The organism is Pontibacter sp. T17 (genome assembly GCF_057219875.1).
On the sequence record NZ_JBXVVW010000002.1, the window covers coordinates 364,079 to 385,644 of the forward strand.

The window sequence follows — 21,566 nt, forward strand, 5'->3', positions numbered from 1 at the left end:
CCATGAACCTTCCACTCTGGCTCCGCTGGACACTGTATTGCGCGGCAGGTGAACTCGTGGGCATTGGCGCAGCCGGGGCCATTGCCTGGCTTGCCAACTCGCACATTGGCGAGCCCCACACCCTTCCCGACAAGCTCATCGTGCTTTTTGCCATGATGATCGCGGGCGCCATCGAAGGCACGGTGCTGGGCCTCATGCAGTGGCAGGTATTGCGCCAGCAGGTGCCCACCATGCCTCGCAGCACCTGGGTGGGCTGGACGGTGGCTGTGGCCGTGCTCGGCTGGTTTTTGGGCATGCTGCCGTCGCTGTTCTTCTTCGCCGATGTTCCGGCTGGCGATGCCGCTGCCGCACCACCCGAGATATCCGGCTGGGCGTTTGCCCTGCTGAGTGCCGCCACGGGCCTCACGCTGGGGGCTGTCTTCGGTCTGTTTCAGTGGGTGCCGCTGAAGGAACACGTCGTCAATGCCGCCGACTGGATTCTCGCCAACGCCCTCGGCTGGGGTGTCGGCATCTGCTGGATCTACCTCGGCGCTTCCCTCCCCGACGCAAGCGCCTCACTGGCCTTCAACATCGGCGCAGGCGTTGCTGGCGGACTGCTGGGCGGCCTCTCCGTCGGCGCCATCACCGGCTGGTGGCTCATACGGCTGGAGGCAAGAAGAGGGTGAAAGCGCCTACCTTGCGGCCATGAAGTGGCTGCGCTTTTCGGGTGCTGTATTGATTCAGGCATTCCTGCTGATGATGGTGTGGGCAGGGGTATTCTTTCACGAGGCCACAGGTTGGTCGCCCCCTTCCAACTACTACACACACTGCGACAGCACCGCGGCTGCCCCAGGAGCTACATACTACCTCCTTCCGCAGAATCCGTTCAGCGTGTGGCCCTATGTCGATGGCACCTGTGGCCAGCTGTTTCAGCGGAAAGCGTTTGAAAGAGGGTGCGTGGAATGTCTGGCACCATCGGCATCTGTCTTTCTGGTGGTGGAAGCCGCCGAAAGCACTACCCACTTTTACACGGTTGCAGAGAACGAACACACAACTTCGCCAGCCGATTCCGCCCGCTTTCAACCCTATGAAGGCTTCACCTACACCCGAACATCCTATCTCCTCGGGGTAGCCCTGTACCTGCTTTTGAGCATTACACTGCTTGGCTTCCTCCTGTCGCGTATTACCGTCTGGCGCCTGCATCAGCCGTCTTTCCTCCAGTTGTTCCCATCCTACATCATGGCCGCCGGCTTCTGTTCGTTTTGGGTGCTGCCCATCATCCAAAAGGCGCTGCAACTGGCATTCGATGTCCAGGTCCCCTGAAAACAAAAACTCCCCCAGCCTTGCGACTGAGGGAGCGTTCTGCGGAGAGGGAGGGATTCGAACCCCCGATACTCGTGAGAGTATACCTGATTTCGAGTCAGGCCCATTCGACCACTCTGGCACCTCTCCAGTGCCGCCGCGTCTGCCCCGTGGGGCCGCAGTAGCGGTTTGGGAGCGCAAATATAGCAGTTTCCGGTTTTCCCACTAGTTTGCTGTTCCATCCATGGAAAATCTGCCCAATCCCTCCGACACCCGCGCCCGTCTGGCACCCGACCTCGGCGACATGCCCCCGCACGTCCTCCGCTTCTACACCGAGCAGCTCGTAGACTGGATGGTGCGCCACCTCGCTACCCTGGAGCAGCAGCCCGTGCTGGCACAGCACGCCCCCGGCTGGCTCCGCGACCAGCTGCCCACACAGGCACCCCAGCGCGGCGAGGACCTCCTCGAAGCCTTCGCCGACCTCGAGCGCCTCATCGTGCCCCACCTCACCCACTGGAACCACCCCAGCAACCACGCCTACTTCAACTCCTCCACCTCAGGCCCTGGCATCCTCGCCGAGCTGGCCACGGCCGCCCTCAACATCAACGGAATGCTGTGGTACAGCGGCCCCGCGGCTTCCGAACTGGAAGAAGTAACTCTGGGCTGGCTGCGCCAGCTGCTGGGCCTGCCCACCCAATACTGGGGCATCATTTACGACACCGCCTCCGTCTCCACCCTGCATGCACTGGCCGCCGCCCGCGAGGTAGCCTATCCCACCATACGCCAGCAGGGCAGCATGGCACAGGGCCTCAAGGCGCCCCGAATCTACTGCTCCGAACACGCCCACTCGTCGGTAGACAAAGCCGTGCTGATGCTGGGCCTCGGCCTCGACAGCCTGCGCAAAGTACCCGTAGATGCTCACTTCCGCCTGAAGCCCGAGGCCCTGGCGCAGATGATTGCCGAAGATATTGCCGCCGGCCATCAGCCAGTCGCCGTCGTGGCCACCATCGGCACCACCTCCTGCACCAGTGTAGACCCCGTGCCTGCCATTGCCGACATCTGCCAGCGCCACAACCTCTGGCTGCATGTAGACGCCGCCCACGGTGGTGCCATGGCTCTCGCCCCCGACTTCCGCAACCTCTTCGCGGGCTGGGAGCTGGCCGACTCCATCGTCGTCAATCCCCACAAGTGGATGTTCGTACCCATGGACCTTTCGGTACTCTACACTCCCCGCCGCGACGTCCTGCGCCAGGCTTTCAGCCTCGTGCCCGAATACCTTAAGACGACCATGGAGGACAGCGTCACCAACTATATGGACTATGGCATTCAGCTGGGACGGCGCTTCCGCTCGCTCAAGCTGTGGTTTGCCCTGCGCTACTTCGGCGCCGAGGGCATGGCCCGCCGAATCCGCGAACACGTGCGTCTGGGACGCCTCTTCGGTGAGTGGGTAGACCAGCACCCCGACTTCGACCGTCTGGCGCCCGTGCCCATGAGCACCGTCTGCTTCCGCGCCGCACCCGCTTGGGCCACGGCCGACCGCCTCAATGAACTCAACGAGGCCCTGATGCAGCAGGTCAACGCCACCGGGCAGCTCTTCATCTCCCACACCAAGCTCAATGGCGTATACACCCTGCGCATGGTGGTGAGCCACCTGCACACGCAGGAAAAGCACGTGCAGAAAGCCTTTGCCGTGCTCACCGAACAGCTGAAACTGCTGCGCAACCGCTGGACTGCCTAACTTTGCCATCATGCGTCTGTTCTTCGAAACGGCAGGCAGTGGGCCTGCCCTCGTCATCCTGCACGGGCTGTTCGGCTCGTCCGACAACTGGCGAACCGTGGCCAAACCCCTGGCCGAGCACTTCACCGTCTACTTCGTGGACCAGCGCAACCACGGTCGTTCACCCCACGACCCGCGCCACGACTACCCCAGCATGGCTGCCGACCTGCTGGAGCTCCTCGACAGCGAAGGCATTCCACAGGCTACGCTCCTGGGCCACTCCATGGGCGGCAAAACCGTGATGCAGGCAGCCTTTGAGCAGCCCCACCGCGTGGAAAAGCTCATCGTGGCCGACATGGGCATGAAAGCCTATCGCCCCCACCACAACGACATCATCCGGGCCCTGCGCAGCGTGCCGGTAGCTACACTGGAGAGCCGCCAGCAGGCCGAGCAGCTGTTGGCAGAGAACGGAATTCCCGAGGCCGGCGTGCGCCAGTTTCTGCTGAAAAGCCTCTACCGCCCCGAAACAGGTGGCTTCGCCTGGCGTTTCAACCTGGATGGACTGGTGGCAGCCTATGACTCCATCATACTGGGTGTAGGTCAGCCAGGCGACAGTTACGATGGCCCCACGCTATTTGTGCGCGGCGCGCAGTCAAACTACGTCCGCGACGAAGATGTGCCCACTATCCGCCAGCACTTCTCCAACTTCCAGCTCGACACCATCCCCAATGCCGGGCACTGGGTACACGCCGAACAGCCACGCCTGTTTCTCGAGTCAATGGCGCGGTTTCTGGGCGTCAGCGTCTAGGGGCTACTTCGCGGCTTTGTGGGCATCCACCGCCTTGCGCACGCTCTGGTGCTGTAACAGCAGAGCCTGTGCCGTTTCGTAAGGCAGGCCGGTAGCCTCCATTACATAGCGGGTGCCACGGTCTACCAGTTTGGCGTTGGTCAGCTGCATGTCCACCATGCGGTTGCCGCGCACGTGGCCCAGCCGTATCATGGTGCTGGTGGTCAGCATGTTCAGCACCAGCTTCTGGGCAGTACCTGCCTTCATTCGGGTGCTGCCCGTCACAAATTCAGGGCCTACCACTACCTCGATGGGAAAATCCACCGCCTGCGCAATAGGGCTGCCGCTGTTGCACACCACACAGCCTGTCGGAATACCGGCCAGCCGTGCCGCCTTCACTGCCCCCAGAACATAGGGCGTGGTGCCACTGGCGCTGATGCCTACCACCGTATCCAGCGGGTCCAGTTGGTAGGAAGCCAGGTCTTTCCAGCCCTGCTCGGTGTCGTCTTCGGCGAACTCCACTGCTTTGCGGATGGCAGTATCACCCCCTGCTATCAGCCCCACCACCATACCGTGGGGCACGCCATAGGTAGGCGGGCACTCCGACGCATCCACAATGCCCAGCCGCCCGCTGGTGCCAGCTCCCAGATAAAACAGCCGGCCACCCTGCTGCATCCGTGGCACCAGACTTTCCACCAGCGCCTCTATCTGGCCCAGTGCCGCTTCTATGGCAAGGGGCACGCTGCGGTCTTCGGCGTTGATGCCCCGCAACAGCTGGGCGGTGGTCATCTGCTCCAGCGCTTCATAGCGCGAAGCCTGTTCGGTAGTACGGGAATCCATGTCAGAGAGGTCAGGAGGTGTGAAAGCGTACCAGTCCATCAATGGGCGAAGGCACAGGGATGGGCGCGGGCAGTTCGCGCAGCAGAAACTCGGCCGTCAGCTGGGGCAGAAACGCTGCCGCCACCGATCCAATGGCATAAATAGGCAGACGGACCGTGTGCATGCGGGCTACGGTCAGGTCGGCAAACAGTCCCATACGGTCGCGGATCAACTGCTCTACATAAGGCTCGGTGCGGTGAAGGTGCAGAAACTCGCAAAAGCTGGCCAGCAGCACATTGGGCTTTGCCGCGCTGTACACCTCATTGCGTATGGCCTTCATCGACTGGCCACGCCACTGCTCAAACGCCTGCGCCAATGCCAACGGCAGATCGCCATCCAGGCCGGCTTTCAGCAGCTGTTTGCCCAGGTCGCAGCCCGAGCCCTCGTCGCCAAACAGCCAGCCGTGGCCACCCCGCTGCTCCACAATCTCCTGTCCGTCGTAGCGGCAGGCGTTGGAGCCAGTGCCCAGGATAATCACCAGCCCTTCCGACCGCTGCGCCGACGCCCTGGCTGCTGCCAACAGGTCGTGTTGCACCTGCACCTGCCCCGGTTTCAAGCCCAGTTGCAGGGCTATCAGTTCCTGCATCTGGCGGTTGGTCTCTGCGTCGGCAAACGACGACCCGTAGAATACCACCTCCAGCGGGTGCTGGTCGGCCTGTACCAGCACGGGCAGTACTTCCTGTTGCAGCTGCGCTTCCATTTGTGCCCAACTCATCACATTGGCATTGAAGCCAGCCGTCCGAAAGGCCAGCCGCACTTCAGTGCCGTTCAACAGGCGCCATTCGGTTTTGGTGGCGCCGCTCTCGGCCAACAGCATTCCGGTATGCTCAGCCATTGGCCTGCTGCGCAAAAACGTCGGCAAAGTGATACAACCCGCCCGGCTTGCCCTGTAGCCATTCAGCCGCAAACACTGCACCCAGCGCAAATCCTTCGCGTGAATGTGCCGTGTGGCGTATCTCCAGCGTATCCACCCGCGAGGAATACAGCACCGTGTGGGTACCGGGAATCTCCCCACTGCGGATTACCCCAATGCTCAGCTCCTCAGGCCGTGGAGGGCGCTGCGTGGTGGCGTCCTGCGGCATCAGACTGTGTTTACGTGTCAGCCCATCCTGTATTTGCTTCGCAAGCGTAAGAGCCGTACCGCTGGGGGCATCGGCTTTGTGGCGGTGGTGGCGCTCTTCTATCGCAGGGTCATACTCCGGATAGTGGTTCATCATTTTGGCAAGCAGCTGGTTCAGGTGAAACAACATGTTCACCCCAATGGAGAAGTTGCTGGCATACATCACGGGCGTCCCGTGGGCTTCGGCCAGTTTCTCAATGCTCGACAGCTCCTGATACCAGCCGGTGGTGCCCACTACAATCGGCACCTTCAGCTGAACCAACTGGCGAAGGTTGCCCAACACACTGTCTGGGTGAGTAAACTCAATGTATGCCTCGGTGGGGGCCAGCCCCAGGGTCATCCACGTGCGGTCCAACCGTTGAGCAATCTCGTGCCCACGTTTCTCGGCCTCCGCCTCTATCACCTTACCCATCTTGCCGTAGCCAACCAATGATATACGCATGCCAGCAAGTTAATGCCCCGCCCGCTTCCCTGCCCCCTGAAAAGAAGTAGATTTGCGCACGCACCCACTCTACCCGTCATGACCTCGGACAACGAGAATACCCCGGCAAAAGGCCCTGGCGATTACTGGCCCGCCCAGCAGCCTACTCCTGAGACGCCCAAAGCTCCTGAGCCAAAGCCTGCGGCTCCTTCGCCCGACCCCCTCCCCACTGTCACACGCCCTGCTGACGAAACCACCAGCCCCCCGGCCACCACCAGAGAGTATCTCCGCAGCCGCGAGTTCTGGACGATGATGACCTCGGTCGTTCTTGCAGGTCTCACTGTACTGGCACTGATTCTCTTCCTTATCCTGCCCATCTACACCCGCCACGGCAGCGAGGTCACCGTTCCTGAAGTAACTGGCCTCACCGTCACACAGGCTGAAGAGAAGCTCGCTCTTGCCGATCTCAGCCTGGAAGTCATCGACTCGCAGTACGTTGCCAGCCAGAAGCCCGGCATCGTCATTTCCCAGACACCCCAGGTGCTCGAAAAAGTAAAGCCCGGCCGCACCATCTACCTCACCGTCAACAAACTGACGCCCCCTACCACCAAAATGCCCGACATTCTGGATGTCAACATCCAGCAGGCACGCTACATGCTTGAAACCTGGGGCCTTCGGGTAGGGCGCATCGGCTACCGCGCCGGCGACGCACCCGACCTGGTACTTGCTGCAAAATTCAATGGCAAGGACATCAAGACGGGCGACCCCATACAGGTTGGCTCTGCCATCGACCTCGACGTCAGCCGTGGCGGCCGTGGCGCCAGCGAAGTCGTCACACTTCCCAACCTCGAAGGACTCTCTCTTGGCGAAGCCACTGCCCAGCTCTCCAGTTTGGGCCTGCGCATTGGGCAGGTAAAAACAGGCAACAGCAGTGAACATAAAGGCAAGGGAATTGTGTTCAAGCAATCGCCTGGCGCCGAATCGCAGGTGACCCAGGGTTCTTCTATTGACCTGTTCGTAACTGGGTCTACCGAAGAAGTAACCGAAAACGTAGCCGATCGCCCCGACTCGGACAACTAATGCACCCGCAGATAGACGTACTGGCCATCGCCACCCACCCTGACGACGCCGAGCTCTTCGCCGGTGGCACCCTCATGCGGATGAAGTCACTGGGCTATACCATCGGCATCATCGACCTCACGCAGGGCGAACTGGGCACCCGCGGCACCGCCGAAACCCGCCGTGCTGAGTCGGCCGAAGCCACCCGCATCCTGCAACTGGACGTCCGCGAAAACCTCGGCATGCCCGATGGCTTCTTCCAGAATACCCGCGAGTTCCAGTTGATACTCATTCAGGCACTCCGTCGCTACAGGCCCAGCATCGTACTCGCCAATGCCCCCGAAGACCGCCACCCCGACCATGGACGCGGCTCACAGCTCATCAACGATGCCTGCTTCCTTTCGGGCCTGCGCAAAATCGAAACCACCGACAGCGGCCAGCCACAGGCCGAACACCGCCCCGCCAAGGTGCTCTTCGGCATTCAGGACCGCCACCTCAAACCCAATGTGGTGGTAGACGTCACCCCCTGGTTCGAGCGGAAGATGGAAGCCGTGCTGGCTTACCGCACACAGTTCTATCAGGAGAACGCCAACAACGACAGCGAGCCCCGTACCCATATCTCCGGCGCCGAGTACCTCGAGTATCTCCGGGCCCGCGCCCGCACCATGGGCCACATGATAGGCGCCCATTATGGCGAAGGCTTCATCCTGCCCGACGCTGTCCCCGTCAACGACCTGGTGCAGCAGTTCGCCAGCAAAAAATAACCCGTTCTGCTGCATTTTTCGCAAGCAAGAATCGTTATGATTGCAATCATTTCGATTCTGTAGCGCCATGCAAAAGAAAAACGTTGTGGTGATAGGCGGCGGATTCGGCGGCCTCACCCTCGTGCAGTCTCTGGCGAAAGCCCCGGTCAACATTACCCTGATCGACCGCTCCAACCACCACCTCTTCCAGCCCCTGCTGTATCAGGTAGCCATTGGGGCGCTGTCGCCAGGCGATATCGCAACGCCTCTGCGCTATGTGCTCCAGAATCAGCTCAATGTCGATATCAAGCTGGCCGAAGTCACGGAAATTGACCGCAGCCGCAAACGTATTGCCCTGGACTCTGGCGAACACCTCCACTACGACCAACTTGTGGTGGCCGTCGGCAATGCCCCCACCTACTACGGCAACGACGACTGGCAGCGCAATGCGCCCGGTCTCAAAGAACTCACCGACGCCCTCCGTATCCGCGAGCGCCTGTTCATGACCTTCGAGCGCGCCAGTCAGCTCCGCCTGCCTGAAGAGCGCAAACCTCTGCTCACCTTCGTGGTGGTAGGCGGCGGCCCCACCGGCGTGGAAGTAGCAGGGGCCCTGGCCGAACTCGTCACCTACACCCTCCGCGGCGATTTCCGCAACTTCGGCCCCGACGAAATCTCCATCATCCTCATCGAAGGCGGCGACGGTGTCCTCGCAGGATTCGACCCAGCCCTGCGAGAAGCGGCCCTCCGCGACCTCGAGAAGATGGGCATTCAAGTGCGGCTCAATACCCGCGTCGAGCGCATCTCCGCTACCGAAATTGTGGCTGGCGGCGTCACCTACCCCACTACCAATGTCATCTGGGCAGCAGGCAACCAGGCCTCCCCGCTCCTCGGCCAGCTCGGCGCCCCACAGGACCGCACCGGGCGCGTCATGGTGGCACCCGACCTGGCCCTCCCCGACGACGCCGATGTGTTTGTCATCGGCGATGCCGCCCATGCCCTCGACAGCCACAGCAAACCCCTGCCCGGCATCGCGCCCGTAGCCATGCAGCAGGGCCGCTATCTCGCGTCCGTCATACGCCACAATGCGGCCCGCAGCCAGCGCAAACCTTTCTCCTACTTCGACAAAGGCACTATGGCTACCATTGGCCGTGCCAGCGCCGTAGTGCAGGTGGGCAAAATCAAGCTCACGGGCTTTGTAGCCTGGATGATGTGGGCAGTGGTACACATCTTCTTCCTCATCAACTTCCGCAACCGCCTGCGCGTCATGGTCGAATGGCTGTGGTTCTACGTCACGTTCCGTCCCGGCGCACGCCTCATCTACCGCAAGCGCCGTATCCCTGGCACTGAGGCCGCGCAGGTACAGGTGCAGCAGGAACGCCAGTCTACCCCCATCAGCTGATCGGGGCTGGTTATCAGCTGCATAACAACCAGAAAGGGCTGCCACTGGCAGCCCTTTTCAGTAGGTGGAAAGTCGTCCCTTACTTGGTCTGCTTGGCCAGCATCCACTCGCGGGTATACTCCACCAGATACGGCAGGCCCGCTTTGGTGGTCAGGTCGGGCGAAAAGTTCAGGCTCAGCGTGTTGAACAGCCGCTCACCAGAAAGGTGCTCCATCACTACCTCGTAGGTGTCCAGCCCCTCTTCATCACGGAACATAGCCAGCGCCCCATCTGCCCCCAGCCGCACGCCCCAGCGCACATGCTGCGTAGTAGTGGGCTTGCCGCCTTTCAGATAGGTAATGGCGCCCTGGCCGTTGGCAAACAGCTCCAGTTTGCACTTGCCCAGGTCGTCCATGTACACCCCTACCAGTTGGGGCAGATTGTAGCGGCCACGCACTTCGCCCTGGGGCGAGCGCAGCAGTTGGGTGCTGTCGGCAGCAGGTTTGGGAGTGGCAGTTGCAGTGCCCTGTGCCAGCATCAGCAGTGGCAAACCCAGCAGAAAAAGGGTGCCAAGTAGTTTTTGCATGTCAGTTTTCGGTTCGGTTCAGGTCAGTTCGAATAGTATTGCAGGTATTGGCGTTGGCCGTTGCTGCTCAGGCCCTCGATGATGATGCGGCCACGTGCGCTTTCCAGCAGCTTGGCCAGCTCTTCCACCGTCTCCGGCACATAGTCGTTCATACTCAGGATAATGAAGCCCTCTGGTATGCCAATGCGAGCCAGTCGGCCGCTACGGATGTTCGAGATCCGGTAGCCTCCCTGTACGCGGTAGCGCTGCTTCTCGGCCTTCGACAGCGATGAAATGTCAGCACCCAGTGTCTCAAAACTCACCACCTTCTTCCGCAGCGGAGACGTAGTGCCCTCTTCGTTCTCCAACAGCAGAGAGGGCGCAATTACTTGCCCATCTTTCTTCACTTTCAGCACTACTTTGTCGCCGGGACGGTAATAGCTCAGGTGCTCCAGATACTCCGATTTCGTATTCACCTTCACACCACCGATTTCCAGAATCACATCACCTTTCTTCAGGCCAGCATCTTTGGCCGGGCCATCCTCGGCTATCGCAGAAATCATTACACCCTGTAGGTCGGCGGGGTTCTGGCTGCCAGCCGTGCGGCTGTCAATGTCCACCACTTCGGCGCCCAGAAAGGCCCGCTGCACCTGGCCAAACTCCTTAAGATCGGCCACCACTTTGCGCACGATGTTGGCAGGAATGGCAAATCCGTATCCGTTGTAAGCACCTGTCCGTGTGGCAATTGCGGCATTTATGCCAATCAATTCGCCATTCAGGTTTACCAGCGCACCTCCCGAGTTGCCGGGGTTGATGGCTGCATCGGTCTGGATGAACGACTCAATCGGGAACTGACTGTTCAGTATGTTGATGTTCCGGCCTTTGGCGCTCACGATGCCCGCCGTAACGGTGTATTGCAGGTTGAACGGGTTACCGATGGCCAGCACCCAGTCGCCGATACGCACGCCGTCGCTGTTGGCCAGCGGAATGGACTTCAGGTTGCGGGCGTCAATCTTCAGCACGGCCAAGTCCGTGTTAGGGTCTGTGCCCACCAGCGTCGCAGGAAAGGTCCGCTTGTCCGTCAGCGACACTTCAATCTTGTCGGCATTCTGCACTACGTGGTTGTTCGTTACAATGTAGCCGTCTTCCGACAGAATAACGCCGGAACCTGCGCTGGAAATAGGTCCCCGATTGCCGAAGAAATCCCACAGCGACCAGAAGTCGTCATCGCTCCTTTGCTGCGCATTGCTCACCGTTTGTATGAACACCACCGACTGCGTTCCGGCGGCGGCGGCATCGGCAAATTCACCCGGTGCGCCTACAGCTGCAGCCATTCCCTGGTCGCTGTTGCCCGTCAGACGGGCCGCAAAGCCCGCGGATGGGTACCCATCTTCAGGTACTACCCCAGGCTGTAGCCAGTTCATAGTCAGGTGCCCTAATATTCCACCGAAAAAACCGATTGCCAGCACTACGGCCAGCCGTTTCACTTGCGTGCCCATCATAATCTTGTCTCGCGTGAACAGGTTTGTTTGGGTAACGTCAGGTTTCAAACGTAATTGCAGGTGCAATAATATGCACACCACGTCAATACTCTTCCGGGCGCTGTCCCTTCTTGCACTGCTGGTGGCCAATATGCCTCACCTGCGCGCACAAAGGCTGTCACCGCTAATGGCGGCCGAAGCTCACAACCAGGCCCTCGCAGCCCTGCGTACCCAGTGGCAGGCCGCTACTGTGCCCACGCAGCTCGCAACCCCAGTGGCCGAGTGGGCCCATACAGCTTTGCCCGGCAAACCGACCCTCGCGCCAGCGGTGCTATCCGATTACCTCAAGTTTGCTGCCTCGCTTGATACCCCGGGCAGCCTTATCACACAGTTACAGCACCTGCCGCTCTCTTACGCACAGCGCCAACAGCTGCTGCATCTTTTTGCCCTGCCCGACGATCTGCCGCTGCCCCAACTCCTGGCCCTACTGAACCAGGCCGGAGCAGGAGCCCATCTCGCTGCCAATGACAATACCCTGTCCGGAGCCGAAATCGTAGCACGGGTGGCCGCCATTGGTGCCGCCAGTGTCACTTTCTGGGATGCAGAAGAAAGCCACAGCGCCGAGCCCAAAGTTGATTCCCTGCGCAAAGTCCGCCGTAGCCGCCTCTGGAAAGCCGATGCCGGCGGGTTCCTCAAAGGCCTGCTATTTGGCCTCTTTTACTACGGCAGTGCCCGCACTTTTGGTCAGGTAGCCAATGGCCCCGCATTACTGGTGGCTTCTGCATTTGTAGTGGTGTTTCCGGTACTCGAGAGCATTCAGTATGCCATCAAGCTGCGCAATGGACAGGTAAAGCTGGAAGACGACCCATGGTGGGGGCCGCCCCAGCCTTCACGACAGTTTCAGCGACGGCCAGGAGGCAACACCCTTACCCCACACGGCGGTCAGCCGCAACCCAACGACAACCGCCCCTGAGCCATGCCACGCCCACGCCTGTCTGCCAATGCCTACGCCAATGGCATTCTGGAAGGTCAGTTGGCCCTGCTCAGCCAAGCCATCACATTGGCTGAGAGCAGCCGCATGGACGATCTGGAGCTGACCCAGCAGATCCTTCAGCATCTGCTGCCCCATACAGGCCGCGCCATCCGCATCGGAATCACCGGCTCGCCCGGCGTGGGCAAAAGCACCTTCATCGAGGCCTTTGGCCTGATGCTGGCAAACCAGGGACTGCGGGTAGCCGTTCTGGCCATTGACCCCACCTCTGAGCGCACCGGCGGCAGCATCCTTGGCGACAAGACCCGCATGAACGAGCTCTCGCGCCATCCCAACGCCTTCATCCGCCCCAGCCCATCCGGCGGTGCCCTCGGTGGGGTCAACCGCGCCACACGCGAGTCCATCCTGCTCTGCGAAGCCGCTGGCTATCAGGTCGTGCTTGTCGAAACAGTAGGCGTAGGCCAAAGCGAAACCGCCGTTCGCGACATGACAGACTTCTTCCTGCTCCTCATGCTGGCCGGTGCCGGCGATGAACTGCAGGGCATCAAACGCGGCATCATGGAAATGGCTGACGCCATCGTCATCACCAAAGCCGACGGTGCCAACCTCACGCCCGCCCGGCGTGCCCAGACCGAATACACCGGCGCGCTCTCGCTCTTCCCGCCCACCGATTCTGGCTGGAAGCCAGTAGTACTCACCACCTCAGCCCTGGAGAACACCGGCCTCGACAAAGTGTGGAGCACCATTCGCCAGCATCGCACCGACACCACCGCCAATGGCTGGCACAGCCGCAACCGCCAGACACAGCAGCGCCGCTGGTTCCGCGACACCCTCGAGACCTACCTCCTCCGCCAGTTCTTCAAGAGGCCAGGCGTAGCACAGGCCCTGCACCAGCAGGAAGAGGCTGTAGCAGAGGGCAGCACCAGCCCAACCCAGGCAGCCCTCGCTCTTCTTCGTCAATTCGCCCCAACCGACGCCTTTCCGTCGTAACTTTATTGCCCCATTTTTTGGGGCTTCTCCTCCATGAACTGGTCTGACACCCTCACCATCGTTCTGCTCGGCACCATACCTGCGCTGCTCTGCATTGCCACTGCAACGCTGGTCTTCCGCAGTGACGTTGCCCGCGACCGCCGCGAAGCCGCTCGCGACCTCCGAACCCGGGCCTTTGGCGCCGTCATCCCTTTGCGCATTCAGGCGTATGAACGCGCTATGCTCTACCTCACGCGCTTGCAGCCCGAAAACCTGCTCCTGCGTCAGGACCCCTCTGGTCGCCCTGTCGCAGCGCTCAAGGCCACTTTAGCCGAAGAAATCAAAACCGAATACGACCACAACGCCGTACAGCAATTGTACGTTACCGAAACCAGTTGGGCACTTGTCACCACCGCGCGCGACCACATGTTGCAAGCCCTGGCCGATGCTTCCACTGGCCTCAATGAAAAAGATTCAGGTGTTGTGCTGGCGCAGGCGCTGCTCCGCCACCTGAAAGAAGCGGAGGAAAACCCGATTGAACGGGCCAAATCTGCCCTCCGCGCCGACATGGCGCGCCTTTTGCTGGGCCAGATTTGACCCCATCCGAGCAATCCACACCCCGGTTTTCAACATCTTCTGTATCAACATGCTTTCCGCAGGACTTGTGGCGCCAAAACTGCCACGTTGAACTCATTTTCAAAGCATGCCTGATTCAATTTGCTGATTTACAAAGTGTTACTGAAATAGCCTCGTCTAAGATTATAGGCAAAAGAAAGACAAAACCAATTTTTTTCTTTGCGCGGCTTTCCACACTTTTGACCTCCCGCAACCTTATCCACATACACTGAGAACAGAGAGAGGAAACTATGGCAGAAGGGCACGTAGAGGTTTGGCACAAATGCCTGCAGGTGATTCGGGACAATATCAATGTCCAGAGTTTCCGCACATGGTTTGAGCCAATCAAGCCACTGCGGCTCGATAAAAACGTACTGACCATACAGGTTCCCAGTCAGTTCTTCTACGAGTGGATCGAGGAGCACTACGTGAGCCTGCTCCGCCGCACCATCCGCCACTTCCTTGGGCCCGATGCCAAGCTGGAGTACTCCGTCATCATGGAGAACAGCCCCAACCAGGAGCAGAAAGTCACTGTGTCCATGCCCACCATGAACAGCGACTACCGCAGCACCAATCCGCCGGTAAACCTGCCCCTGAACACCGGGAAAAGCATCCCCAACCCGTTCGTCATCCCCGGCCTCAAGAAGGTCAGCATCAACCCCCAGCTCAATGCCTTCTACACCTTCGAGAACTTCATCGAAGGCGAATGCAACCGCCTGGCGCGCACCGCAGGCATGGCTGTGGCCACCCGCCCCGGCCAGACTGCCTTCAATCCGCTGCTGCTGTACGGCGGCGTAGGCCTGGGTAAAACCCACCTGGCACAGGCCATAGGCAATGAGGTAAAGAAGAACCACCCCAACAAAGTGGTCCTCTACGTCAGCAGCGAGAAGTTCACCAACCAGTTTGTCGACTCCATCAAGAACAACTCCGTCTCCGACTTCATCGCCTTCTACCAACTGGTGGACGTGCTCATCGTAGACGACGTGCAGTTCTTTGCGGGCAAGGAGCGCACGCAGGACATCTTCTTCCATGTCTTCAACCACCTCCACCAGTCCGACCGCCAGCTGATTCTCACCAGCGACTGCCCCCCCAACGAGCTCAAGGGCATGGAAGAGCGCCTGCTCTCCCGCTTCAAGTGGGGCCTCAGTGCCGACCTTCAGGCACCCGACCTCGAAACCCGCATCGCCATCCTACGCAACAAGATGTACCTCGAGGGCATCGACATTGCCCAGGACGTCGTCGAGTACATCGCCCAGAACATCACGTCCAACATTCGCGAACTCGAAGGCGCGCTCATCTCCATTCTGGCTCAAAGCTCCTTCAACCGCAAGGAGATTGACATGGAGCTGGCGCAAACCATCGTCCGCAACTTCGTCAAGAACGCCAACCGCGAAATCAGCATCGACAGCATTCAGAAGATCGTCGCCGACTACTTCCGCCTGCCCGTAGAGAAGCTGAAGGAGAAGACCCGCAAGCGCGAGATTGTACAGGCGCGGCAAATCTCCATGTACTTCGCCAAGCACTACACCAAGTCCAGCCTCAAGACCATCGGGCTGCACTTTGGCGGCCGCGACCACAGTACTGTCATCCACGCGCTCCATACCGTGGACGACCTCATGAGCACGGACAAGGAGTTTCGCCGCTACGTCGACGACATCAAGAAGAAAATCCAGCTGAACAACAGCTGATCGCAAGCACCAACTGGCAGGCCCTGCAGAAACACCGAAAAACCCCAGGGCCGGGTAGTACAGCAGAAAAGGCAGCCATAGGCTGCCTTTTCATGTATCCGGTGCTGCTGGCTCAACGCATGTCTACTACCTGTACATCAGGGTATTGCGAGGCGTTGAATGTAAAGGTGCCATCGCCGAGGTTCGAGTTAGTGCGTACATCCGACAGTTCATAGGTCGTGTTCGAGCCATTGCGGCCCCATACCTTCATCTTCACCGGAATGCCACGGCGCACGTCCACCCACATCTCCACCTTGAAGTAATCGGAACTCTTCTTCTTGGGAAACAGGGTAACTTTCTCAACCTGAACGCCATCGACGGTTTCGCGGGCGTTGTACTGCGCCTTCATGTCGTCTTGATACAGACGGAAGATGCGGTCGAAGCTGAAGCCTTCCTGCGGGTCATAGGCAGTGAGATTCACTTCCTTTTCGGCCTTCAGATAGTTCCAGACGGTGCGACCATCGCACACCAGCAGTTGGTCGGTGAAGTCTACGCGGTACTTGTTCCCGCCTTTGAACTGCAGATTGCCCTGCTTCACCACCGTCTTGGTCTTGGCGGCGGCACGGTTCTCCAATGAATAGCGGAACTTGGCCGTGAAATCCGACAGGCTGTTCATCTTCAGCTTGGCCGACTTCAGCACACGTTCGGCCTGTGGATCGCTAGCGTCGGTCTGAGCCACATAACGGTCAGCTTGGGCTACCACATCTGCGACAGAGAAGGTCAGCAGACCTGCGAGCAGAAGAAAAGAGTACTTCATTGTTTGCTGGTTGACAGGAGCATAGCGCCCCGTTTGCTATAACGTTTGCAAAGATAGGACGTAGTACCCGGACAAAGGTTTAATTAAGACGGGTCTCTTTTCAACGCCATCAACACCTGCTCCAGGGCAGCTTCGTCATACACCAGTACATCTCGGGGCTTTGAGCCACTGGCCGGGCCACAGATACCCGCACGCTCCAGTTGGTCCATGATACGGCCGGCACGGTTGTACCCGATGCTTAGCTTACGCTGAATCAATGAGGTACTGCCCTGCTGTGTTCGTACCATCAGCCGCGCCGATTCCTCAAACAGCGGATCCATTTCGCCCGATTCAAGTGCGTCGTCATGGCCATTGTCGCTCTCGTCAGTGACCACCTCCGGCAACAGATAGGGCTCCGGATAGCCTGTCTGGTTGGCGATGAACATCACCAGCTGCTCAATCTCCGGTGTGTCCACAAAGGCATTCTGAATGCGGATGAGCTCTGTGCCGGTAGACAGCAGCAGGTCGCCACGACCTATCAATTGCTCGGCCCCGTTGGTGTCCAGAATGGTGCGGGAATCTATTTTCGAGATTACACGATACGACAGGCGTGCCGGGAAGTTGGCCTTGATAATGCCCGTGATGACATTCACCGATGGGCGCTGTGTGGCAATAATGAGATGAAGGCCAGCCGCACGGCCCAGCTGCGCCAGGCGGATGATAGGTGCCTCCACTTCCTTGCCCGCCGTCATCATCAGGTCGGCCAGTTCGTCCACTACCAGCACCAGATAGGGCAGGTACTTGTGGCCTTTGCGCGGATTCAACTTCCGGGCCACAAACTTCTCGTTGTACTCTACGATGTTCCGCACGCCCGCTTCTTTCAGCAGTTCATACCGGTTGTCCATCTCGATACACAGGCTCGTCAGCACCTGTACGGCCTGCTTGTTGTCGGTGATGATGGCGTCCTCGTAGTTGGGCAGCTTGGCCAGGAAGTGCTTGCGCAGTGCGTTGTACAGCGTCATCTCCACCTTCTTAGGGTCGATGAGCACAAACTTTACCTGCGACGGGTGCTTCTTGTACAGCAGGCTGGCAATGATGCAGTTGAGGCCTACGCTCTTGCCCTGGCCAGTGGAACCCGCCACCAGCAGGTGGGGCATTTTGGCCAGGTCGGCAATGAACACCTCGTTGCTGATGGTTTTGCCGATGGCGATGGGCAGCGCCGCCTGTGTGTCGCGGAACTTCTCCGTCGCCACCAGCGACCGGAAGCCTACCGTCTCGGGCTTGCTGTTCGGTATCTCAATACCAATGGTGCCTTTGCCCGGCATCGGCGCAATGATACGTATGCCCAACGCCGCCAGGCTCAGCGCAATGTCGTCTTCCAGCCCCTTGATTTTGCTGATGCGCACGCCCGGCGCAGGCACAATCTCGTACAGCGTCACCGTCGGGCCAATCGTGGCCTTGATGCTCGTGATTTCAATATTGTAGTTCTGGAGCGTGCGGATGATGCGGCTTTTGTTGGCCTCCAGTTCGGCACGGTTCACCTCGGCCCCTGCCGTGTCGTAGGGCTTCAGCAGGTCCAGTGTAGGGTAACGGTAATGGCGCAGATCGCGCGTGGGATCATAGGCTTCCCACTCCTCCTCCACAGTGTCGCCAGCACCCAGCACAGGCAGGTCTTCCGGCCGAATGATTTTCTCAAATGTAGCGGGCGCCACCTGCGTCAGGTTGTCGCTGCTGGCTATAGGGAATGGCTGCAGCTCTGGCGAAGTGGGTGGGACAATCTGCGGCTCTGCCTTCGGCGCTTCTATCACAAACTCAATTCGTTCAACCTCGTCCAACGGATTGTCCCAGGCGTCTTCGGACTCGCCTATAACTGTTGCTTCGGGTTCAGCCTCGGGGCGTAAGCCGATATCTGTCTTGCGCTCGGCCTGTGGGATGAGCGTCTCATCTTCTTCCGCCTCCTGCTCCCACACAGGCGGCAACACGGCGTCACCAGTAGCTGGCGTCATCGTGGGTTCCTGTACCTTCCGCACCGACAGAATGAACCCGCCTGCCAGTTCGTCCTCTTCTTCGTCAGTTGCAGCCGGGAACGGCGGCAGGTCTTCAGGCCGCACTACTTCAGTATGCAGCACATCGCCAGGCATGGCGACGCTGTTTTCTGTGGCAGATGCGGTCTCGTCAGGTTCCTGCTGGCTGTCGGGAGTGTCGTCCACCTGTTGGCCAGTCCCGCGCTTCCACAGGCGGGCAAAAGCACCTTTCAGCCCATCGCCCCCTGGTGCGGCAAACTCTTCCACCACGCCAAAAAACGGCAGCTCGGCATTGAACCGGGCCACGGCAAACGCCAACAGACTGAATAACAACACCAGCGCCACACCCGGCAGGCCAATGTATGTTGCAGTCCATTCGGTGAGACTCAGGCCCACGCCCCCACCCCAGTCGGGCGAAGCGAGTTCGAACACGGCCGTGATGAACCCAAAAGCGAAGCTCACCCAATGCAAGCCAAACACTTCATATACAAACAGTTTACGCACCACCGGCCAGATGCGCCACTCCATAACGGCATAGCCCAGCAGAAACAGAAACGGTGGCAAAAACAGCGCCACAAAGCCGTAGCCCTGTGTAATCAGTACGTGCGATACCCAGGCTCCCACTGATCCACCCGAGTTTTGAGCTGCCGTATCGGCAGAAGGAGCAGGTACTGGCCCAAATTCCACTACCGACTGATCTTCCTTCCCAGCGAAAAAGTGCGCCACCAGCGACACCATGAGGAACAGGCTGAAGATCATCAGGAACAGCCCTGTAACCCGACGCAGACGGCGGTACTTGTCAGGGTCTATACGGTCCCAGAAACTGGGTTTGGGTTCCGGCGCAGGGGTTTCCTCTGCCGCCGGGGGCGGTGGGATATTCTGGCCACGCTGCTTGGGCGCATTGCCCCGAGGACGGACAGGCTCTTCGGCCACAGGAGGCATGCTGCCGCCACTGGGCCGGGGGCGGTTTTCTCGCACGGGAGTCTGCGGGGTCTGTACAGGCATACTACTCGACGGACGGAATCCGCCACCTGCAAGCTACTGCCATGCATCGCCATCCCTTTCCGAAAATGCCCCGGAACAATCCACCCGCCTGTGGTACCATACTTCTCTCGTGTGGAAAGCATCCAAATCACGGAACCCCGCTGATTATCCGCAGTTTTTAGCGAATTTCGCACTTCAGTTTGTCGGGGGCACATTGCCCCGACCCGCCCCACAATGGAGCACATTCGCAACTTCTGTATCATCGCCCACATCGACCACGGTAAGTCTACCCTGGCCGACCGTCTGCTGGAAGAAACCAAAACCATCTCGCAGCGCGAAATGATGGCCCAGGTACTCGACGACATGGACCTGGAAAGGGAAAAGGGTATCACCATCAAGAGCCACGCCATCCAAATGGATTACAAGGCCAATGATGGAAAGAAATACACCCTTAACCTCATCGATACCCCCGGACACGTAGACTTCTCCTACGAAGTATCGCGCGCCATTGCCGCCTGCGAAGGTGCACTGCTGGTGGTAGATGCCGCCCAGGGCATTCAGGCGCAAACCATTGCCAACCTGTACCTGGCGCTGGAGAACAACCTGACCATCATCCCGGTCCTCAACAAAATTGACCTGCCTGGTGCCAACGTCGAGCTTATCCGCGACGAAGTGGTGTCGCTGCTCGGCTGCGACCCCGAAGACGTCATCCTGGCCAGCGCCAAGGAAGGCATCGGCGTGCCCGACATCCTCGAAGCCATTGTGAAGCGCGTGTCGCACCCCCGCGGCAACCCCAATGCGCCCCTCAAGGCTCTCATCTTCGACTCGGTCTTCAACTCCTTCCGCGGCACCATCACCTACTTCCGGGTATATGATGGCAGCATACACAAGGGGCAGGCCCTGAAGTTCATGGCCACAGGCTCCACCTACCATGCCGACGAAATCGGCATTCTGCGCCTGAACAAAGAACCCCGCGATGTGGTCTCCTGCGGCGACGTAGGCTATCTCATTACCGGCATCAAGGAGGTAAAGGACGTGAAGGTGGGCGACACCATCACTGCCCTTGAAACGCCTGCCGCCGAAGCCATCCAGGGCTTCAAGGAAGTGAAGCCGATGGTGTTCGCGGGGGTTTACCCCGTTGACACCGACGAGTTTGAAGACCTGCGCTCGGCGCTGGAAAAGCTCAAGCTGAACGACGCCTCGCTGGTATTCGAGCCTGAAACCTCGCTGGCGCTGGGCTTCGGCTTCCGCGTGGGTTTCCTGGGCATGCTCCACATGGAAATTGTACAGGAGCGTCTGGAGCGTGAGTTCGACATGACGGTCATCACCACCGTGCCCAACGTACAGTACAAGGCCTACCTGTCTGACGGCACGCTGCAGATCGTGAACAACCCGTCGGACATGCCCGACCCCGCCAAGACCGACTATCTGGAAGAGCCCTTCATCAAGGCACAGATCATCACCAAGAGCGAGTTCATTGGCCCCATCATGTCGCTGTGCGTAGACAAGCGCGGGGTGTTCAAGAACCAGCACTTCCTCACGCCCGAGCGTGTGGAGATTACCTTCGAACTGCCGCTCTCAGAAGTGGTGTTCGATTTCTACGACCGTCTGAAGTCCATCTCCAAGGGCTACGCCTCGCTCGACTACGAGCTCATCGGCTTCCGCGAGTCCACCCTTGTGAAGATGGACATCCTCCTCAACGGCGACCCCGTGGATGCGCTCTCGGCTGTCATTCACCGCGACAAAGCCTATGCCTGGGGCCGCAAGCTGTGCGAAAAACTGAAGGAGCTGATTCCCAAGCAGCAGTTCGTTATCGCCATTCAGGCCGCCATCGGTGCCAAGATCATTTCCCGCGAAACCATTTCGGCCCTGCGCAAAGACGTGACCGCCAAGTGTTACGGTGGCGACATCAGCCGCAAGCGCAAACTGCTGGAGAAGCAGAAGAAGGGCAAGAAGCGTATGCGCCAGGTAGGCAACGTGGAAGTGCCCCAGAGTGCCTTCATGGCCGTGCTGAAGCTTGATGGCTAAGCCTGTTTTGTGTAGCTCCTGAAATGAAAACGGCCCGCAGTGCGGGCCGTTTCTCTATACA

General features: G+C 59.6%; 19 protein-coding genes and 1 tRNA gene. 12 read left to right on the plus strand and 8 right to left on the minus strand.

Features of this window, described 5'->3' with window-relative positions:
• The first annotated feature begins 2 nt into the window (after positions 1-2).
• Entirely contained in the window at positions 3-665 is a 663-nt protein-coding gene (locus AC2D8O_RS09545; RefSeq protein ID WP_484678589.1) for a hypothetical protein, read from the plus strand.
• Positions 666-684: 19 nt separating this feature from the next.
• Positions 685-1,302 carry a hypothetical protein gene (locus tag AC2D8O_RS09550; protein WP_484678590.1) on the plus strand — a complete coding sequence of 206 codons (618 nt, stop codon included), beginning with the start codon at positions 685-687 and terminating at the stop codon, positions 1,300-1,302.
• 42 nt (positions 1,303-1,344) lie between these two features.
• On the opposite strand, the gene AC2D8O_RS09555 is transcribed toward AC2D8O_RS09550, so the two are convergent.
• Positions 1,345-1,431: transfer RNA gene (locus AC2D8O_RS09555), tRNA-Ser, on the minus strand.
• A gap of 94 nt (positions 1,432-1,525) precedes the next feature.
• Here AC2D8O_RS09555 and AC2D8O_RS09560 point away from each other — a divergent pair.
• Together AC2D8O_RS09560 and AC2D8O_RS09565 are read left to right on the plus strand one after the other, a co-directional pair.
• Positions 1,526-3,019: a pyridoxal phosphate-dependent decarboxylase family protein gene (locus AC2D8O_RS09560; protein WP_484678591.1), complete on the plus strand. Its 1,494-nt coding sequence runs from the start codon at positions 1,526-1,528 to the stop codon at positions 3,017-3,019.
• A 10-nt stretch (positions 3,020-3,029) separates the two neighbouring features.
• Positions 3,030-3,806: an alpha/beta fold hydrolase gene (locus AC2D8O_RS09565; RefSeq protein ID WP_484678592.1), complete on the plus strand. Its 777-nt coding sequence runs from the start codon at positions 3,030-3,032 to the stop codon at positions 3,804-3,806.
• Positions 3,807-3,809: 3 nt separating this feature from the next.
• Here AC2D8O_RS09565 and murQ read toward each other — a convergent pair whose 3' ends face one another.
• Genes murQ through dapB form a run of 3 tightly spaced genes read right to left on the minus strand, consistent with a single transcriptional unit; the run spans position 3,810 to position 6,226 of the window.
• The gene (gene murQ, locus AC2D8O_RS09570; protein ID WP_484678593.1) at positions 3,810-4,625 is read right to left on the minus strand and encodes an N-acetylmuramic acid 6-phosphate etherase; all 816 of its coding nucleotides are present in this window, start codon (positions 4,623-4,625) and stop codon (positions 3,810-3,812) included.
• A 10-nt stretch (positions 4,626-4,635) separates the two neighbouring features.
• Entirely contained in the window at positions 4,636-5,499 is an 864-nt protein-coding gene (locus tag AC2D8O_RS09575; RefSeq protein ID WP_484678594.1) for a BadF/BadG/BcrA/BcrD ATPase family protein, read from the minus strand.
• Positions 5,492-6,226, minus strand: coding sequence for a 4-hydroxy-tetrahydrodipicolinate reductase (gene dapB, locus AC2D8O_RS09580; protein ID WP_484678595.1), 735 nt, complete (start codon positions 6,224-6,226; stop codon positions 5,492-5,494). Before dapB ends, AC2D8O_RS09575 begins: the two co-directional genes overlap by 8 nt.
• Before the next feature lie 78 nt (positions 6,227-6,304).
• Here dapB and AC2D8O_RS09585 point away from each other — a divergent pair, with 78 nt between their 5' ends.
• The 3 genes from AC2D8O_RS09585 to AC2D8O_RS09595 all read left to right on the plus strand — a co-directional run bounded on the left by AC2D8O_RS09585 (position 6,305) and on the right by AC2D8O_RS09595 (position 9,406).
• On the plus strand, positions 6,305-7,285 hold the full coding sequence (locus AC2D8O_RS09585) for a PASTA domain-containing protein (RefSeq protein ID WP_484678596.1): 981 nt from the start codon (positions 6,305-6,307) through the stop codon (positions 7,283-7,285).
• On the plus strand, positions 7,285-8,028 hold the full coding sequence (bshB1, locus tag AC2D8O_RS09590; protein WP_484678597.1) for a bacillithiol biosynthesis deacetylase BshB1: 744 nt from the start codon (positions 7,285-7,287) through the stop codon (positions 8,026-8,028). The genes AC2D8O_RS09585 and bshB1 overlap by 1 nt, the downstream gene beginning before the upstream one ends.
• Positions 8,029-8,095: 67 nt before the next feature.
• On the plus strand, positions 8,096-9,406 hold the full coding sequence (locus AC2D8O_RS09595) for an NAD(P)/FAD-dependent oxidoreductase (RefSeq protein WP_484678598.1): 1,311 nt from the start codon (positions 8,096-8,098) through the stop codon (positions 9,404-9,406).
• Positions 9,407-9,485: 79 nt separating this feature from the next.
• Here AC2D8O_RS09595 and AC2D8O_RS09600 read toward each other — a convergent pair whose 3' ends face one another.
• Positions 9,486-9,971 (minus strand): hypothetical protein, encoded by a 486-nt coding sequence (locus tag AC2D8O_RS09600; protein WP_484678599.1) that lies wholly within the window; start codon positions 9,969-9,971, stop codon positions 9,486-9,488.
• 23 nt (positions 9,972-9,994) lie between these two features.
• Entirely contained in the window at positions 9,995-11,374 is a 1,380-nt protein-coding gene (locus tag AC2D8O_RS09605; RefSeq protein WP_484678600.1) for a trypsin-like peptidase domain-containing protein, read from the minus strand.
• Between the two features lie 148 nt (positions 11,375-11,522).
• Here AC2D8O_RS09605 and AC2D8O_RS09610 point away from each other — a divergent pair, with 148 nt between their 5' ends.
• From AC2D8O_RS09610 to dnaA, 4 genes are all read left to right on the plus strand, one after another.
• Positions 11,523-12,404 (plus strand): hypothetical protein, encoded by an 882-nt coding sequence (locus AC2D8O_RS09610; RefSeq protein ID WP_484678601.1) that lies wholly within the window; start codon positions 11,523-11,525, stop codon positions 12,402-12,404.
• Positions 12,405-12,407: 3 nt separating this feature from the next.
• Positions 12,408-13,412, plus strand: coding sequence for a methylmalonyl Co-A mutase-associated GTPase MeaB (gene meaB / locus AC2D8O_RS09615; protein WP_484678602.1), 1,005 nt, complete (start codon positions 12,408-12,410; stop codon positions 13,410-13,412).
• Positions 13,413-13,445: 33 nt separating this feature from the next.
• Complete coding sequence (locus tag AC2D8O_RS09620; protein WP_484678603.1) at positions 13,446-13,988, plus strand: DUF7935 family protein; 543 nt, start codon at positions 13,446-13,448, stop codon at positions 13,986-13,988.
• A gap of 269 nt (positions 13,989-14,257) precedes the next feature.
• Positions 14,258-15,694 carry a chromosomal replication initiator protein DnaA gene (gene dnaA / locus AC2D8O_RS09625; protein WP_484678604.1) on the plus strand — a complete coding sequence of 479 codons (1,437 nt, stop codon included), beginning with the start codon at positions 14,258-14,260 and terminating at the stop codon, positions 15,692-15,694.
• A gap of 112 nt (positions 15,695-15,806) precedes the next feature.
• Here the strand turns inward: dnaA and lolA1 are convergent, their stop codons facing one another.
• Positions 15,807-16,490: an outer membrane lipoprotein periplasmic chaperone LolA1 gene (lolA1, locus tag AC2D8O_RS09630; RefSeq protein ID WP_484678605.1), complete on the minus strand. Its 684-nt coding sequence runs from the start codon at positions 16,488-16,490 to the stop codon at positions 15,807-15,809.
• An 83-nt stretch (positions 16,491-16,573) separates the two neighbouring features.
• Positions 16,574-19,498 carry an FtsK/SpoIIIE family DNA translocase gene (locus AC2D8O_RS09635; RefSeq protein ID WP_484678606.1) on the minus strand — a complete coding sequence of 975 codons (2,925 nt, stop codon included), beginning with the start codon at positions 19,496-19,498 and terminating at the stop codon, positions 16,574-16,576.
• 213 nt (positions 19,499-19,711) lie between these two features.
• Between AC2D8O_RS09635 and lepA the strand changes: the two genes are divergently transcribed.
• On the plus strand, positions 19,712-21,505 hold the full coding sequence (gene lepA / locus AC2D8O_RS09640; RefSeq protein ID WP_484678607.1) for a translation elongation factor 4: 1,794 nt from the start codon (positions 19,712-19,714) through the stop codon (positions 21,503-21,505).
• Positions 21,506-21,566 lie beyond the last annotated feature (61 nt).